This window comes from Streptomyces sp. NPDC029138 (assembly GCF_055564375.1).
In genome coordinates this window covers 88792-102464 of the sequence record NZ_JBVHWM010000007.1, presented here as the reverse complement: position 1 = coordinate 102464, position 13673 = coordinate 88792, and the positions used below count along the sequence as shown (strand labels likewise).

The window sequence follows — 13673 nt, the reverse complement described above, 5'->3', positions numbered from 1 at the left end:
ACGCGTCAGGTCCCGGGGCGCACCGCCGGTACGGCTGCCGTGCGCAGCAGCGTCAGTGTCGTGTCGAGCGCCGCTTCCAGGTGTCCGATGGCGCCGGTGGACATCAGGATGGTCACGCCGCCCTGCACCGCGGCGACCAGTGCGGCCGCCGTCCGGTCGGCGTCGAGCCGCCGGTCGGCCTCGCCGCTGTCCTGCATGTGCTGGATGCCGGTGCGCAGGGCTGACTGCCACTGGCTGATCAACTGGCCCGTGAGTGCCTGTGCGGCCGGGGTGGTGCGGCCCAGCTCGGTGATCAGCACGCCGAGCGGGCAGTTGACCCCCTGCTGTTCGTACCGCCGTACGACCGCGTCGCGCCAGTCCTGCCAGGCCGACCACGTGGTCAGGTCGCTGATGTGCGGTTCCTGGTCCTCCAGGACGCGTTCGGCCTCGCGGGCGGCCACCGCCAGCAGCAGCTCCTCCTTGCCGCCGGGGAAGTAGTGGAAGATCTGGCTCTTGCTGGTCGCGGTGCGGGCCCGGATGTCGTCGAGAGTCGTCCCGGCGACGCCCCGCTCACGGATCTCCTCGGCCGCACCCTCCACGATGCGGCGCCGGGTGGCCAGGCCCTTGGCGGTCAGCCGCGGTGCGGTCGCTCCACTCGTGCTCACGTGCCCTCCTCCACCCCATCCGTTGGACTTGCCGGTCCAGTTTATGCGAGGGGGCGCGCGCCTTCCTTTTCGAGTCGCCGCCCTCTCAACGCTCCCGTAAAGTGCGCGAGTTGGCGTGACGGAGAGGCGGGCGGGGACGTGGCACCCAGGGCAGTGACGCGGGAGCGGTTGGCAGGGGCGGCGCGGGCCGCGCTGGGCGGGGGGCGGCGACTGGAGGCGGTCGAGCGGGTCGCGGGCGGCAGCAAGAAGGGCGTGTACCGCCTGGTGATGGACGACGCGACGACGGCGGTCGCCTATGTGTGGGACGACGACGAGAACTACTGGCCGGCGGCCCCGGGCGACGACGACCTCACCGACCCCTTCTCGCCCGGCCTCGGGCTCGACCTGTTCGAGGCCGCGCACGCGCGGCTGGACGCGCTCGGCGTCCGCGTCCCGGCTGTCCGTCTCATCGACCGGGACGGCGTCCACGGTGCCGTCCGATCTCGCGGTCGTGGAGGACGTCCGGGGGGAGAACCTGCGCGACCTCCTCGCGCGCGACCGCCACGCGGCGGCCCCGGTCGTGAACCGGCTCGGGCAGGCGCTGGAGGCGATGCGCCGCCACCGGGCCCCGGCGTACGGCAAAGTCGCCGTGGTCGACGGTGGAGGGACGTCACACGGGACGTCGTGCGAGGGGGTCGTCCTCGCACGCGCACTGCGGGACCTCGCGGAGGCCGCCTCGCGTGATCCGCGGGTCGGCGCCGCCCGCGCCCGGCTGGAGGAGCGGCTGCGGGAGCTGGCGGGCGCGGTACGGCCGCGCGAGGAGTACGCGGTCGTGCACGGCGAGCTGGGACCCGACCATGTGCTGGTCGACGCGGACGGCCGGCCCGTGATGATCGACATCGAGGGCACGATGTACTTCGACGTCGAATGGGAGCACGTCTTCCTGCGCATCCGCCTCGGCGACGCGTACGGTCCGCTGGCGGTGACCGGCCTGGACGAGGACCGGCTCGCGCTCTACCTGCTGGCCCAGCGGCTGTCGCTGACGGCGGGGCCGCTGCGGCTGCTCGACGGGGACTTTCCCGACCGGACGGCGATGGCGGGCATCGCCGAGCACAACCTGCGAGCGGCGCTCGAACTCCGCTGACCGCCTGACGCCGCTCCGCGGCGGGCCGCCGCGACGGTGGCCGGCCGCACCGGTTAGGCTGGGCAGCAGCGGCAGCCGAGAACAGGCGGTCGCGCGGCGGTGGGGCTCGCCGCACCCGAACCGAGGCATCGACGCCGCCAACAGTCCCTACTTGTGACCGCACGCGCCCGCATGCCGGGCGGCTGCACGAGTAGGAGAAGCGCGTCCATGACAGCTCCACGCGATCGGATGACCGAGCCCACCCGTTCCGTCGGCGAGTCCGCGCCGACACGGCGCCGCGGACCCGCCGACGGTCAGGCGCCCGTGATCACGGCGGTCGCGGCCGGCGGCGCGCTCGGGGCCGCGGCCCGCTACGGCGCCTCCCTGCTGTGGCCCACCGCCGCCGGCGCCTTCCCCTGGACCACCCTCGTGGTGAACGCGGCCGGCTGCGCGGTGATCGGCGCCTTCATGGTCGTCATCACGGAGGCCTGGGCGGCGCACCGGCTGGTACGCCCCTTCTTCGGCACCGGCGTCCTGGGCGGCTTCACGACCTTCTCCACCTACAGCGTCGACATCCAGCGGCTGGTGCAGAGCGGCCACGCCCGCACCGGCCTGGCCTACCTGGCCGCCACGCTGCTCGCCGCGTTCGCGGCCGTGTGGCTGGCGACAGCGGCGACCCGCCGCCTGATCTCGTGGAGGACGGGGAGGACGACGTGACACGACTGCACGGCTCCGGCTCCGCACCACGCGTGACCGTCTTCGTCGCCGAGGGCGACACCTTCCGGCACAAGCCGCTGTACCTCGACGAGTGCGAGGTCATCCGCCACGCAGGACGCGAGAAGGAGAAGCAAGCGCAGTGAACTGGGTCCTCGTCATCGCCGGCGCCGTGGTCGGGGCGCCGCTGCGGTACCTGACCGACCGCGCCGTACAGACCCGGCACGCCACCGTCCTGCCCTGGGGCACCTTCGTCGTCAACGTGACCGGCTGTCTGATCCTGGGGCTGCTGTCCGGCGCCGTCACCTACGGCGCCGCCTCCCACTCGGTGCAACTGCTGCTCGGCACCGGGTTCTGCGGAGCGCTCACCACGTACTCGACCTTCTCCTACGAGACGCTGCGGCTGGCCGAGGCCGGCGCCAGGTTCTTCGCCGCCGCCAACGTGATCGCCAGCGTGGTCACCGGCCTCGGGGCCGCGTTCGTGGGCGGCGCCGTCGCCCAGGCGATGTGGTCCTGAGTACGACACGCGCGGCCGGGGCGGTGCGGCGGCGGCCCGGCTGCGGCGGCGGTGCGGTCAGGTCGTCCGGGGCCAGCCGCGCAGCAGGGCGGCGATCTTCGGCGCGGTGCACAGGGGGTCCCGCAGAAGGTCGCGCAGCGCCACCGCGTCGTCGCGGGTCGGCTTGACCGGGATGCCGGAGGCCTCCAGGTACATCACGCCCGTCGCCGCCGCGACGGCCATGTTGGAGCGCTCCAGCCAGCGGCAGCGGCCCAGGATGTGCACCAGGGCGGCGGCCCGGGCGTAGGGGCCGTCGTAGACCGGCTGTTCCAGCAGCTCCGCCCGGTGGCAGGCGACGGCGGCGACCGGTACGCCGTAGTCCTCGGGGGCCGGGTCCCGCGCGCCGGCCAGCTCCGCGACCTCGAGGATCCAGGGGACGTCGATGTACAGCTCCATCACGCGGCGTGCACGCCCGGGGTGCCCCGGTCCGCGTCCTCGGCCGCGTCGAAGACGGCCTGGTGCTCGTCGAGGAAGCGCCGGGCGGCGTCCATGCCGCGCTGCCGCAGTCCGCCGGTGTCGTCCCGTACCAGGGAGGCGATGTAGTCGCCGACGCTCAGGCCGCGGTCCCGGGCCCGGGCCCGGGCCAGTTCCGCGATCTCCTCATCGACGCGCGCACCCAGCTGTGTCTTCGCCATGCTCCGACGGTAACAGCTGTTACCAGGCCTGGGTAAGCCCGAAACCCCGAGTGTAGGTTCGTAACGCTCCGAGACGCCCGGACGCCGCCCGCCAACTCGGTGCGCACCGATGTGTTGACCCTGCACCGCCCCTGGAGGGCTCGCCGCACGACCGTGCGCTGACGCGGCGGGCCGTCGACCGCGTCACCGCGACCGCCTAGCCCGGGTTCGCGCGGGAACGCCGAGCCGCCCGGCCGGAGGCTTGCCGGGGCGCGTGCGGTGCGGCGGCGCCCGGCGGTGTGCGCGGGCACGCGGAGGGCGGGAGGTGGATACGTTCCGTCGCGGGAGGCGCGCCGCAGCCGGGGTTGTGCGGCACCTTCATCCGTGCGGTGTGTTTATCCGGTCCAGCCGGTTATTCCCGCTCCTTTCGGTCATCACCGTGGATGAGCGGCGCCGTCGCCGACGCGGCCGCTCCGGCGCCACGCGCACGGCGACCGAGCCCGACGCGTGCGCCCGATTCCCGGAGGACTTCGCGTGAGGAGAGCAGTGCGGTGCAGAACTGGTGGGTGATGCCGCCGGACAGGGGGACCGCTGCCGCCGTGGCGCAGTGGCTGGGCCGGGAGGGGGCGCGTACCGATCCCTTCCGCGTCCACGCGCGGGTCGCCGTCGGCTCCGAGCCCGGGGGCGAACCGGCTCACGAGCGCGGCCACCTGCCCGCCGTCACCGTCCCGCCTCTCCCGCCAGGGAGGAACCGCCCATGACCGGCACCCGCGAGGAACCGCCCATGACCGGACGCCCGAGCACCACCACGGACGCCTCCTCCCCCCGCGTACGGCGGCTCGCTCCGGCGCACGCGGTGTACACCCGGGGACTGGCCAAGACCTACCCGGGCGGCCACGAGGCCGTACGGGGCGTGGATCTGAGCATCGCGGCCGGTGAGATGTTCGCCTTCCTCGGCCCGAACGGCGCGGGAAAGTCCACCACCGTCTCCGTGCTGTGCGCGCTGAACCGGCCCAGCGCGGGCGAGGCCTGGGTCGCCGGGGCGGACGTACGCGCCCAGCCGCACCTGGTGCGCCGCCGCGTCGGCGTCCTCTTCCAGCACAGCGCCCTGGAACCGGACCTGTCCTGCGCCCAGAACCTGCATCTGCACGCGCGCCTGCACGGCCTCTCCCGGGCGCACGCCCGTGCCCGCGCCGGCCAGGTGCTGAGCACCGCCGGACTCACCAAGCACCGGCACGAACGGGTCCGCACGCTCTCCGGCGGCATGCGCCGCCGCCTCGACATCGCCCGGGCCCTGCTGCACGAACCCCGCGTGCTCTTCCTGGACGAACCGACCGCCGGACTCGACCCGCCCGCCCGCGCCCGCCTGTGGCGGCACCTGCGCACCCTGCGCGAGGACGAGCACATCACCGTCTTCGTCACCACCCACCACCTCGAAGAGGCCGAGTACTGCGACCGGCTGGCCATCATCGACCACGGCCACCTCGTCGCCCACGGCACGCCCGCCGAGCTGAAGTCCGCCCTCGGGCACGAGACCGTACGGCTGCGCACCAGCGACAACCGGCGGGCCGCCGCCGTCCTCCGGACCGCCCACCTCCTCACCGCCCTCGACGGCGGCGAGGAGATCACCGTGCCGGTGGCCGACAGCGCCGAGTGGCTGCCCCGGCTGTGCGCCACACTCGGCGCTCACGGCGTGCACACCCACACGGCCACCGCCACCGTGCCGTCCCTGGACGACGTCTTCTTCCACCACACCGGCCGCCCCTACACCCCCCGGACCCCATGACGACGTCACCCGGCGCATCCGCGTCCCGAACGGCTCGCACCGGCGAGGGCGGCCTGCGGCAGGAGCTGCGCGCCGTGCACGGACTCGTCCTGCGCGACTGGCTACGACTCGTCGCCGACCCCACGCACACCGCGCTGCTCCTGCTCCAACCCCTGCTGTTCCTGCTCGCGTTCGGCGGTGGCCTGTCGGCACTGGTTCCCGACAGCGCCCTCGACGGCCAGTACCGCGCCTTCCTCTACCCGGGCATCCTGCTCATGGCCATCCAGGCACCGGCCGTCAGCGTCGGCATCCGTCTGATCACCGACCGGCACAGCGGCGTCATCCGCGAGATCCTCGTGACCCCCGCCCGCCGCTCGACCCTGCTGTGCGGGATCTGCCTCGGCGGCTGCGCCACCGCCACGGCCCAGGGCGCCGTCCTGCTCGCCCTGGCGCCCGTCGGCGGGCTGCCCTACCGGCCCCTGCTGCTCCTGGGCCTGCTCGCGCACCTGGCCCTCGCCGCGTTCACGCTCACCGCGCTCGCCCTCGTCCTGGCCGTACGCACCCGCCGGCCCGAGACCTTCACCACGTTCCTGGCCCTGAGCAGCGCCCCTCTCCTCCTCGGATCGGGCGCTCTCGTCCCGCTCTCCGCCCTCCCGTCGTGGATGACTTCCGCGGCGGCCCTCAACCCGCTCGCCTACGCCGCCGACACCCTGCGCCGCACCGCCCGTCCCACCGCCGCCGCCGGCGTCCACTGGGGCACCTGGCCACCACCGCCGGCCCTGGAGACGGGCCTCCTCCTGCTGACGGCGATCACCGCCCTGCTCTGGGCCGCCCGCCGGTTCGGCCGCGCCGAAGACACCCCATGAAGGCTTGCGCTCGCCGCGTCCGGCCGGTTCGATGATCGCCGTGGCGGGGATCGGCGAGTGGCGGGTGCGGGACGGGCGGCGGCGCGGTGCGTGAGAGAGAACGGCGCTCGGTGCGCCGGCGACGGCGCGCGGTGTTCGCGGGGGTGGCCGCCATGGTGCTCGGCTGGGGCGTCTGGCGTGCCGTCGCCGCGCACAACGCCGAGCCCTGGTTCGCCACCGTCCCCTCCCGCACCGCGCTCCTCGGGACCTGGGAGTCGGAGGACGACGACTGGGGCGGGCGGGTGGAGTTCGCCGCGGACGGCCGTTTCTCGGCGACCGGGCTACCGGTGGGTACGTCGTCGGTCGCGGGGTTCACCGGTACGGGGCGGTGGTCGCTCGACGCCCGCGGCAGGACGGTGGCCCTCCGACCGGACCGTCCCCCGTCGGACATGGGCCCGGACCCAGGCCTGGCGGTCGTCCGCGCCGCCGGCCACATACGCCTGTGCGTCCTGTCCGGTTCGCCGGGGGTGCTGTGCGACGTCCTGCTGCGGCCCCGCCGAAACGCCACGGTGAGAGCCGGCTTCCCACCGAAGCGGCCCGGCGTTTCCTGAGGCCGAGAAGCCGACCGGGGATCTCACTTCGCGCCTCTGCCAAGGCATCGGGTGCCGGCGTGTCGGCGCGGCTCACTCGGCCCAGGGTGTGAAGCCGGTGTCCAGTATGGCCGCGAGGGACGTGCGCAGGCGATCGGCGTCCTCGGCGCCGAAGGCCTCCTCGAACCGGGCCTGGACGTCCTTCCACAGGGGCATCGCCTCCCGCATCCGGGCACGGCCGTCCGGCGTGATCGCGGCGATGCGTGCCCGGCGGTCGGTCGGCGACGGCTCGACGGTCACGAGACCTTCGCGGGCCAGCGGCTTGAGGTTGGAGGCCATCGTCGTACGGTCCATGGCGATCATGTCGGCGAGAGCGGTGATCGTCATCTCGCCGTGGGCATCGAGCTTCTGCAGGATGCTGAACTGCGTCGCCCGAAGCCCGACCGGGGCCAGCGCCTTGTCGTACGTCGCGCCGAGGTACCGCGCCGCCTTGCGCAGCGCCAGGTTGTTGCACTGCTCGGTGAGGTTCGGCGACGTAGTGGTCATGATGTCCTCCGTGGGTTCCCGGACCCATGATACGAGCAGCTACTCGTAAACGCCAGGGGCGGATCGTGCCGCAGACGACCGGAGGCGTACGGGGCCTGACGCGGGTGGTCGAGGCCGTCACACATGACAAAGGCAAGGAGGTCACCCACTCCTTGCCACTCTCAACGTATAGCGCACGGGGGGCCTTGCGGCAAGGCCCCCTTGGTCATGCAGAATCTCCGGCCTCGACCAGAACCTGTGGAAACGGGGGGCCTTGAATGATCGACGTGATCGTGGTCGGCGGTGGACCGACCGGCTTGATGCTGGCCTGCGAGCTGCGGCTGCACGGCGTACACGTGGTCGTGCTGGAGAAGCTGACCGAGCCGACCGAGCAGTCCCGTGGGCGTGGCCTGCACGCGCGCAGCGTGGAGATGACGGACCAGCGCGGCCTGCTCGACCGGTTCCTGGCGGCCGGTGAGAAGTTCCAGGTCGGCGGGCTCTTCGGCGGCGTCATCAAGCCGTGGCCGGACCGGCTGGACACGGCTCATCCGTACGGCCTCGCCATCTCGCAGCAGGCCACCGAGCGGCTGTTGAACGAGCGTGCCCTGGAAGTCGGTGCCGAGATCCGGCGCGGCCGCGAGGTGGTCGGGCTGAGCCAGGACGCGGACGGCGTGACGGCCGAACTGGCGGACGGCACGCGGCTGCGCTCGCGGTACCTCGTCGGGTGCGACGGCGGTCGCAGCACGGTGCGCAAACTGCTCGGCGTCGGCTTCCCCGGTGAGCCCGCCAAGGTCGAGACGCTGCTGGGCGACATGGAGGTGACCGAGGACGCGGCGACGATCGCCGCCGTCGTCGCGGAGGTCCGCAAGACCCAGCTGCGGTTCGGCGCCATTCCCGACGTGGACGGGAACGAGGGGGTGTACCGCATCGGCGTCCCCGCCGACGGGGTGGCCGAGGACCGTACGGCCGCGCCGACGCTGGAGGAGTTCAAGCAGCGGCTGCGGGCGGTCGCGGGCACCGACTTCGGGGCGCACTCGCCGCGTTGGCTGTCCCGGTTCGGTGACGCCACCCGGCAGGCCGAGCGCTACCGGGTCGGCCGGGTGCTGCTGGCCGGTGACGCGGCGCACATCCACCCGCCGACCGGCGGGCAGGGGCTCAACCTCGGCATCCAGGACGCGTTCAACCTCGGCTGGAAACTGGCCGCCGAGGTGGCCGGCTGGGCGCCGGAAGACCTGCTGGACAGCTACCACGCCGAACGGCATCCGGTGGGCGCCGCCGTACTGGCCAACACCCGCGCGCAGATGACGCTGCTCGGGACCGATCCGGGTGCGACCGCGCTGCGGGAGCTGTTCGGCAGGCTGATGGACTTCGAGGAGGTGAACCGGTACATCACCGGGATCATCACCGCGGTCGACGTCCGCTACGACCTCGGGGAGGGGCAGGACCTGCTCGGCCGGAGACTGCGGGACGTCCAGCTGAAGCGGGGCCGCCTCTATGAGCTGATGCACGACGGCCGGGGCCTGCTGCTGGACCAGACCGGCCGGCTCTCCGCGGCGGGCTGGGCGGACCGGGTCGACCATGTCGCCGACGTCAGCGAGGAACTGGAGGTGCCCGCGGTACTGCTGCGGCCGGACGGCCATGTGGCCTGGGTCGGCGAGGACCAGGGCGATCTGGTCGACCACCTGGCCAAGTGGTTCGGCGCGGCCTTGGGGTCGTGAGCGTGGGGGTACGGTCGCCGGCGCGTACGGCGCGACAGCGGCGCCGGCCGGCAGCGCCCGCTCCTCTCCGGGTCGGCGGTCGACGAAGGTGAGGCTGGTCGCGTCGTAGCGGCTGCCCGCGATGTGCTCGGGCGGGGCGGCGGCCTCGCTCGCGGCGAGGTCCTCGGCGGACGGCTCGACGTCCGGCGCGGAGGTTCTCCTCCGGATGCCGCTGCCGACGGGTGCCGGGCATCGGGCACGACGTCGTCGCCCCGGTGCCGCGAACACGCCGTACGGGCGGCGGCCCGGCCCCGAGGCGCGCCTCCGAGGCCCGCTTCACACCCCTTGGTCGGAGCCGCGCGGTGCCGGCGGTTCGGGCAGCCAGTCGCGGGACGGGTCGTACTCCAGCCATCGGCTGCGCCCTGCCCGCGCCGCGCAGGCGGCGATGAGGGCGTGCAGGCCCGGGTGTCCGGTGCCGGTGCGCCACAGCAGCGACCAGGCGTACAGCGGTGTGGGGCGGACGAGCGGTACGGAGCGCAGCCCGGGGATGTCCGGCAGGGGCACGTCGGCGGGGAGCAGCGAGAAGCGGCGCGGCTCGTCCGCCACCTCGGCCAGGAAGTGGGCGAGGCCCAGGTTGACGCTCGTGGCCCTGTTCCGGATCGCGAACCGGTCGGCGAACTGGTGGAGGAAGTCGAGGCGGTCCAGCGGGCCGGGCGCCCACAGCACGCTGTCGCTCAACTGGTCCGGCCGCAGGGCCGGTTCGGCCGCGAGCGGATGCTCCGCGCCGAGGACGGCGTCCACCGGTTCGAGGCGGACCAGGCGGTGTGCCAGCCCGGCGTGCAGCGGGGGGTGGACCCGGCCGAAGGCGGCGTCGATGTCGCCGTGCAACAGCGCCGTCGTCACCGACGGAAGGTCACGCCCGTGGCCCAGCACCAACCCGCCTGCTCCACCGGCCCCTTCGGCCTGCCTGTCCTGCCCCGCGACCTGGGCCAGAGTCCGCATCGGCGCGTACAGATGCCCCCAGACGTCCACCCGCAGCGGCCGGCTCTCCCCCATCGCCGCCGCCACCGCCGCGTCGGCCGCGGCCAGGGTCTGCCGGGCCGGCGCGAGGAAGCGCTGTCCGGCCTCGGTGAGGCGTACTCCGCTCCCGCCGCGCTCGAACAGCTCGGTGCCGAGCAGGGACTCCAGCCGTGCGATCCGCTTCGACAGCGCCTGCTGGGAGATGGCGAGCGTCCCCGCCGCCCGTCCGAAGTGCAGTTCCTCGGCGGCGCGTACGAAGGCACGTACCTGCGCCCCGTCCAGATCCATGGCCCCACCCTAGGTGACAACCAACGGTTGTCGATCATGCCGGTTCGTTGTTGGATTCCGGCACGGGCGCGGGGGTTGCATTCCCGGTATGCGAAGACTGATTCCCACGGGGGACGCGGCGCGTCCGGTCGCCTTCGCCGAGGTCCCCCAGCCCGTCCCGGAGCCCGATGAGGCGCTGGTCAAGGTCGAGGCGTTCGCGCCGAACAGGGGCGAGACGTTCCTCCTCGAACGCCCCCGGCCGGGACTGCTGCCCGGCAAGGACATCGCGGGGCTCGTCGTCCAGGCCGCGGCCGACGGTTCGGGCCCCGGTGTCGGCACCCGCGTGGTCGGGCATCCGGCTCAGGGCGGCTGGGCCGAGTACGCGGCCGTGCCCACGCACTCCCTCGCGGTGCTCCCGGCCGGCATCGACGCCGTACGGGCGGCTGCCCTGCCCCTGGCCGGGATCACCGCGCTGCGCCTGCTGCGTACGGCCGGTTCCCTGGTCGGCCGGCGGGTGCTGCTGACCGGCGCCTCGGGCGGCGTCGGGCATTACGTCACCGAGCTGGCCGTCGGGGCCGGGGCCGAGCCGACCGCGGTGACGGCCACGCCGGTGCGCGGCGCGCGGCTCGCGGAGCTGGGCGCCGAGGTGGTCCACGACGTGGCGGCGGCTCGGGGGCCGTTCGACGTCGTGCTGGAGTCCACGGGCGGCCCGGATCTGCCGCGGGCCCTGTCGAAGGTGCGCCCGGGCGGCACGCTCGTCTGGTTCGGGCAGGCGAGCCGCACCCCGGTGACCCTCGACTTCTTCCAGCTGCTGGGCGGTCCCGAGCGCGTCACGATCCAGCACTTCCACTACGCCGGCGCCCCGTACGGCCCCGATCTCGCGGCGCTGGTACGCCTCGTGGAGCGGGAGCGGCTGCATCCGGAGATCGGCCGGATCTCCGACTGGGCCGAGACCGCCACAACCCTGGTCGACCTGCGGGAGCGCCGGATACGCGGCAAGGCCGTCCTGACGACGGGAGGGGGACGATGAACGCCGCGGACTTCGCCGCCGCCCAGTGGACCCGCGCCACCGGAGCGGGCGTCGACCCCCACGAGTACCGGCGCGTCACCGCGGGCCTCGCCTCCGTCGCCGACTGGGGGCCCGCCTTCCTGCGCACCGGACGCGCCCACCTGGAGCGCGCGGAGCAGGCGGCATCCGCCGTCTCGGCGGGCGGACATCTGCTCATGGCGGCCCGGTGGTTCCACCTGGCCACGCTCGCGCCGTACCCGCGGGCCCCGCGTGCCGCGGCCGAGGCGGACCAGGCGCTGGGCCGTGCCCTCGCCCTCCTGGAGCCGGGTGCGCGGCGTGTGACCGGTGAGGGATTCACCGGCTGGCTCCGCGGTCCCGCCGACGCGCCCGGCACCGTGGTCGTCGTCCCCGGGCTGGACTCCGCCAAGGAGGAGTTCCTGGACGTGGCGTCCGCGCTGCTGGCCAGGGGCCTGGCGGTGTTCGCGATGGACGGCCCCGGGCAGGGCGTGCTCGCGGCCACGACGGTTCTGCGGCCGGAGTACGAGCGGGTCGTCGGCCGGGTCGTCGACGCCCTCGGCGTCACCCGCGTCGGACTCGTCGGCCTCAGCCTGGGCGGCTACTTCGCGGCCCGCGCGGCGGCGCTGGAGCCGCGCGTGGCGGCGGTCGCCACCGTCAGCGGCCCGTTCCGCCTCGACTGGGCCCGACTGCCTCCGCCGGTACGGGACATCATGACCCGCCGGACCGGAGGAGCGGACGCCGCCCGCGACTTCGCCCGTCACGTCGACCTCACCGACCTGGCTCCGCGCATCGCGGCTCCGCTGCTGGTCGTGGACGGCGGCCAGGACGTCATTCCCGGCGTGACCGACGGCGAGCCCCTGGCCCGGCTGGCACCGCGCGGCACCTACCTGACCGTCCCGCACGGTGACCACCTCCTCGGCAACGCCCGCCCCGACTGGCTCCCCCGCCTCGCGGACCACATCACGGCCACCCTGACCGGCCCACCGGCATGAACGGCTCCGGCTCAGGCCGGCTGAAGGAAGAGGCCCGCGGCAGCGAGCCACACCAAGGATGCGGGCGCGCCACGACCGCCGCCCGAACTTCTCGTCCACCACGGCACGTACGGCCACCACGTATCCGGCCAGAGCGGCGAGGACGGCCAGGACGAGCGGTACCGGGGAATGCGCGTCCCGGCGGCTGGAAGACGCCTTGAACAATCTGATTCATTCACAGCGCCCGCTGATTCATCCGCACCGCCCGCCAGGGCGACGGGCGGGTCGCGCGACGGAGTTCGACCGCAACCCTTGTCGGCCACCCACCCCGGTGCCATAGTGGCCCCGCCAATGAGTCAGATTCATTTCCGGCGGTGGGAGTTGTTCTCGTGTCAGCAGAGCGCAAGGTATCGGCCAAGGGCAACGGGGCGGCGCCCAGGCCGTACCGGCCGGGCTACGAGCTGGTCGCCGAGCAGCTCCTCGGGTACATCGCCGAACAGGGCCTGCGGCCCGGTGAGCGGCTGCCGACCGAGGCGGGGCTCGCCGAGATCCTCGGCACCTCGCGCAATGTCACCCGCGAGGCGGTGAAGGTACTGGCGGCCCTCGGCCGGCTCAGTGTCCGGCGGGGCGCCGGCATCTTCGTGGCCGACTCGCCCGGCGGGCTGGCCGACGACGCCATGGCGCACTTCCAGCCGACCAGCATGGAACACGTGCTGATGCTGCTGGACTACCGCAGCCTGATCGAGGCCGAGACCGCCCGCCGCGCGGCGGGTCAGGCGGCGCCGATCGAGGTGCGGAACATCCGGAAGGGCGCCGAGCGCTCCCTGGAGGCCGGCCGGGAGGACGACGCCGACGCCTTCGCCGTGGCCGACCAGGAGTTCCACGACGCCGTGGGCGTCGCCGCCCACAACATCTTCCTGCGCTCCAGCGTCACCAACGTACGGCGTCTGGCGGCGCAGTCCGATGTGCTGCTGTTCCACGGCGACACACCGGGCTCGCTGGAGGTGGCGGGTCGCCAGCACATGGCGATCGCCGAGGCCATCGCCGCGGGGGACGCCGACCGCGCCGCCGCGCTGATGACCGAGCACATCGCCACGACACGGCAGCAGTTCGAGCGCCGTATCCGCGACCGTCTGTTCAACGTCGCCGCACCCGGCGCCGAACCGGCCGCGTCCGCCGCACCGGGCGCCACGACTGACGCCACCACCGACGCCGCCAAGCCCACCCCACCGGTGACGTCCGCCTCCTGACATGGCGTCACCGACGTGGCGTCCCCGGGAATGAGCCGCTCATCTCCCCCTCCCCTCCCCTCCCTCCCCACCCCGCAGGCGATTGG

General features: G+C 73.9%; 15 protein-coding genes and 1 pseudogene. 11 read left to right on the top strand and 5 right to left on the bottom strand.

Annotated features, from left to right (window positions below):
- Positions 1-5: 5 nt before the first annotated feature.
- The gene (locus tag ACZ4WH_RS09925) at positions 6-644 is read right to left on the bottom strand and encodes a TetR/AcrR family transcriptional regulator (protein ID WP_468178502.1); all 639 of its coding nucleotides are present in this window, start codon (positions 642-644) and stop codon (positions 6-8) included.
- Between the two features lie 153 nt (positions 645-797).
- Here ACZ4WH_RS09925 and ACZ4WH_RS09920 point away from each other — a divergent pair.
- The 4 genes and pseudogenes from ACZ4WH_RS09920 to crcB all read left to right on the top strand — a co-directional run bounded on the left by ACZ4WH_RS09920 (position 798) and on the right by crcB (position 2977).
- Positions 798-1767 (top strand): annotated as a pseudogene (locus ACZ4WH_RS09920) (phosphotransferase family protein).
- 207 nt (positions 1768-1974) lie between these two features.
- Positions 1975-2463 carry a fluoride efflux transporter FluC gene (locus ACZ4WH_RS09915; RefSeq protein ID WP_468178500.1) on the top strand — a complete coding sequence of 163 codons (489 nt, stop codon included), beginning with the start codon at positions 1975-1977 and terminating at the stop codon, positions 2461-2463.
- Positions 2460-2606, top strand: coding sequence for a hypothetical protein (locus ACZ4WH_RS09910; protein WP_468178498.1), 147 nt, complete (start codon positions 2460-2462; stop codon positions 2604-2606). The genes ACZ4WH_RS09915 and ACZ4WH_RS09910 overlap by 4 nt, the downstream gene beginning before the upstream one ends.
- Positions 2603-2977: a fluoride efflux transporter CrcB gene (gene crcB / locus ACZ4WH_RS09905; RefSeq protein ID WP_468178495.1), complete on the top strand. Its 375-nt coding sequence runs from the start codon at positions 2603-2605 to the stop codon at positions 2975-2977. The genes ACZ4WH_RS09910 and crcB overlap by 4 nt, the downstream gene beginning before the upstream one ends.
- A 57-nt stretch (positions 2978-3034) precedes the next feature.
- On the opposite strand, the gene ACZ4WH_RS09900 is transcribed toward crcB, so the two are convergent.
- A complete protein-coding gene (locus tag ACZ4WH_RS09900) occupies positions 3035-3412 on the bottom strand; it encodes a fic family toxin-antitoxin system, toxin component (RefSeq protein ID WP_468178493.1) in 378 nt (125 codons plus the stop codon).
- Complete coding sequence (locus ACZ4WH_RS09895) at positions 3412-3651, bottom strand: hypothetical protein (RefSeq protein WP_030991631.1); 240 nt, start codon at positions 3649-3651, stop codon at positions 3412-3414. The genes ACZ4WH_RS09900 and ACZ4WH_RS09895 overlap by 1 nt, the downstream gene beginning before the upstream one ends.
- Before the next feature lie 736 nt (positions 3652-4387).
- On the opposite strand from ACZ4WH_RS09895, the gene ACZ4WH_RS09890 reads away from it, so the two are divergent.
- From ACZ4WH_RS09890 to ACZ4WH_RS09880, 3 genes are all read left to right on the top strand, one after another.
- Positions 4388-5416, top strand: coding sequence for an ABC transporter ATP-binding protein (locus tag ACZ4WH_RS09890; protein ID WP_468178490.1), 1029 nt, complete (start codon positions 4388-4390; stop codon positions 5414-5416).
- Entirely contained in the window at positions 5413-6261 is an 849-nt protein-coding gene (locus ACZ4WH_RS09885; RefSeq protein WP_468178488.1) for an ABC transporter permease, read from the top strand. The genes ACZ4WH_RS09890 and ACZ4WH_RS09885 overlap by 4 nt, the downstream gene beginning before the upstream one ends.
- A gap of 86 nt (positions 6262-6347) precedes the next feature.
- Positions 6348-6851, top strand: coding sequence for a hypothetical protein (locus ACZ4WH_RS09880; RefSeq protein WP_468178486.1), 504 nt, complete (start codon positions 6348-6350; stop codon positions 6849-6851).
- 72 nt (positions 6852-6923) lie between these two features.
- Here the strand turns inward: ACZ4WH_RS09880 and ACZ4WH_RS09875 are convergent, their stop codons facing one another.
- On the bottom strand, positions 6924-7376 hold the full coding sequence (locus tag ACZ4WH_RS09875; protein WP_468178484.1) for a MarR family winged helix-turn-helix transcriptional regulator: 453 nt from the start codon (positions 7374-7376) through the stop codon (positions 6924-6926).
- 257 nt (positions 7377-7633) lie between these two features.
- On the opposite strand from ACZ4WH_RS09875, the gene rox reads away from it, so the two are divergent.
- A complete protein-coding gene (gene rox / locus ACZ4WH_RS09870; protein WP_468178482.1) occupies positions 7634-9073 on the top strand; it encodes a rifampin monooxygenase in 1440 nt (479 codons plus the stop codon).
- 315 nt (positions 9074-9388) lie between these two features.
- Here the strand turns inward: rox and ACZ4WH_RS09865 are convergent, their stop codons facing one another.
- A complete protein-coding gene (locus ACZ4WH_RS09865; protein ID WP_468178480.1) occupies positions 9389-10360 on the bottom strand; it encodes a LysR family transcriptional regulator in 972 nt (323 codons plus the stop codon).
- Positions 10361-10448: 88 nt separating this feature from the next.
- Here ACZ4WH_RS09865 and ACZ4WH_RS09860 point away from each other — a divergent pair, with 88 nt between their 5' ends.
- The 3 genes from ACZ4WH_RS09860 (at position 10449) to ACZ4WH_RS09850 (ending at position 13587) form a co-directional block, all read left to right on the top strand.
- Positions 10449-11369, top strand: a complete 921-nt coding sequence (locus ACZ4WH_RS09860) for a zinc-binding dehydrogenase (protein ID WP_468178477.1) — start codon at positions 10449-10451, stop codon at positions 11367-11369.
- Entirely contained in the window at positions 11366-12358 is a 993-nt protein-coding gene (locus tag ACZ4WH_RS09855; protein WP_468178475.1) for an alpha/beta hydrolase family protein, read from the top strand. The genes ACZ4WH_RS09860 and ACZ4WH_RS09855 overlap by 4 nt, the downstream gene beginning before the upstream one ends.
- A 368-nt stretch (positions 12359-12726) precedes the next feature.
- On the top strand, positions 12727-13587 hold the full coding sequence (locus tag ACZ4WH_RS09850) for a FadR/GntR family transcriptional regulator (protein WP_468178473.1): 861 nt from the start codon (positions 12727-12729) through the stop codon (positions 13585-13587).
- The last annotated feature ends 86 nt before the right edge of the window (positions 13588-13673 follow it).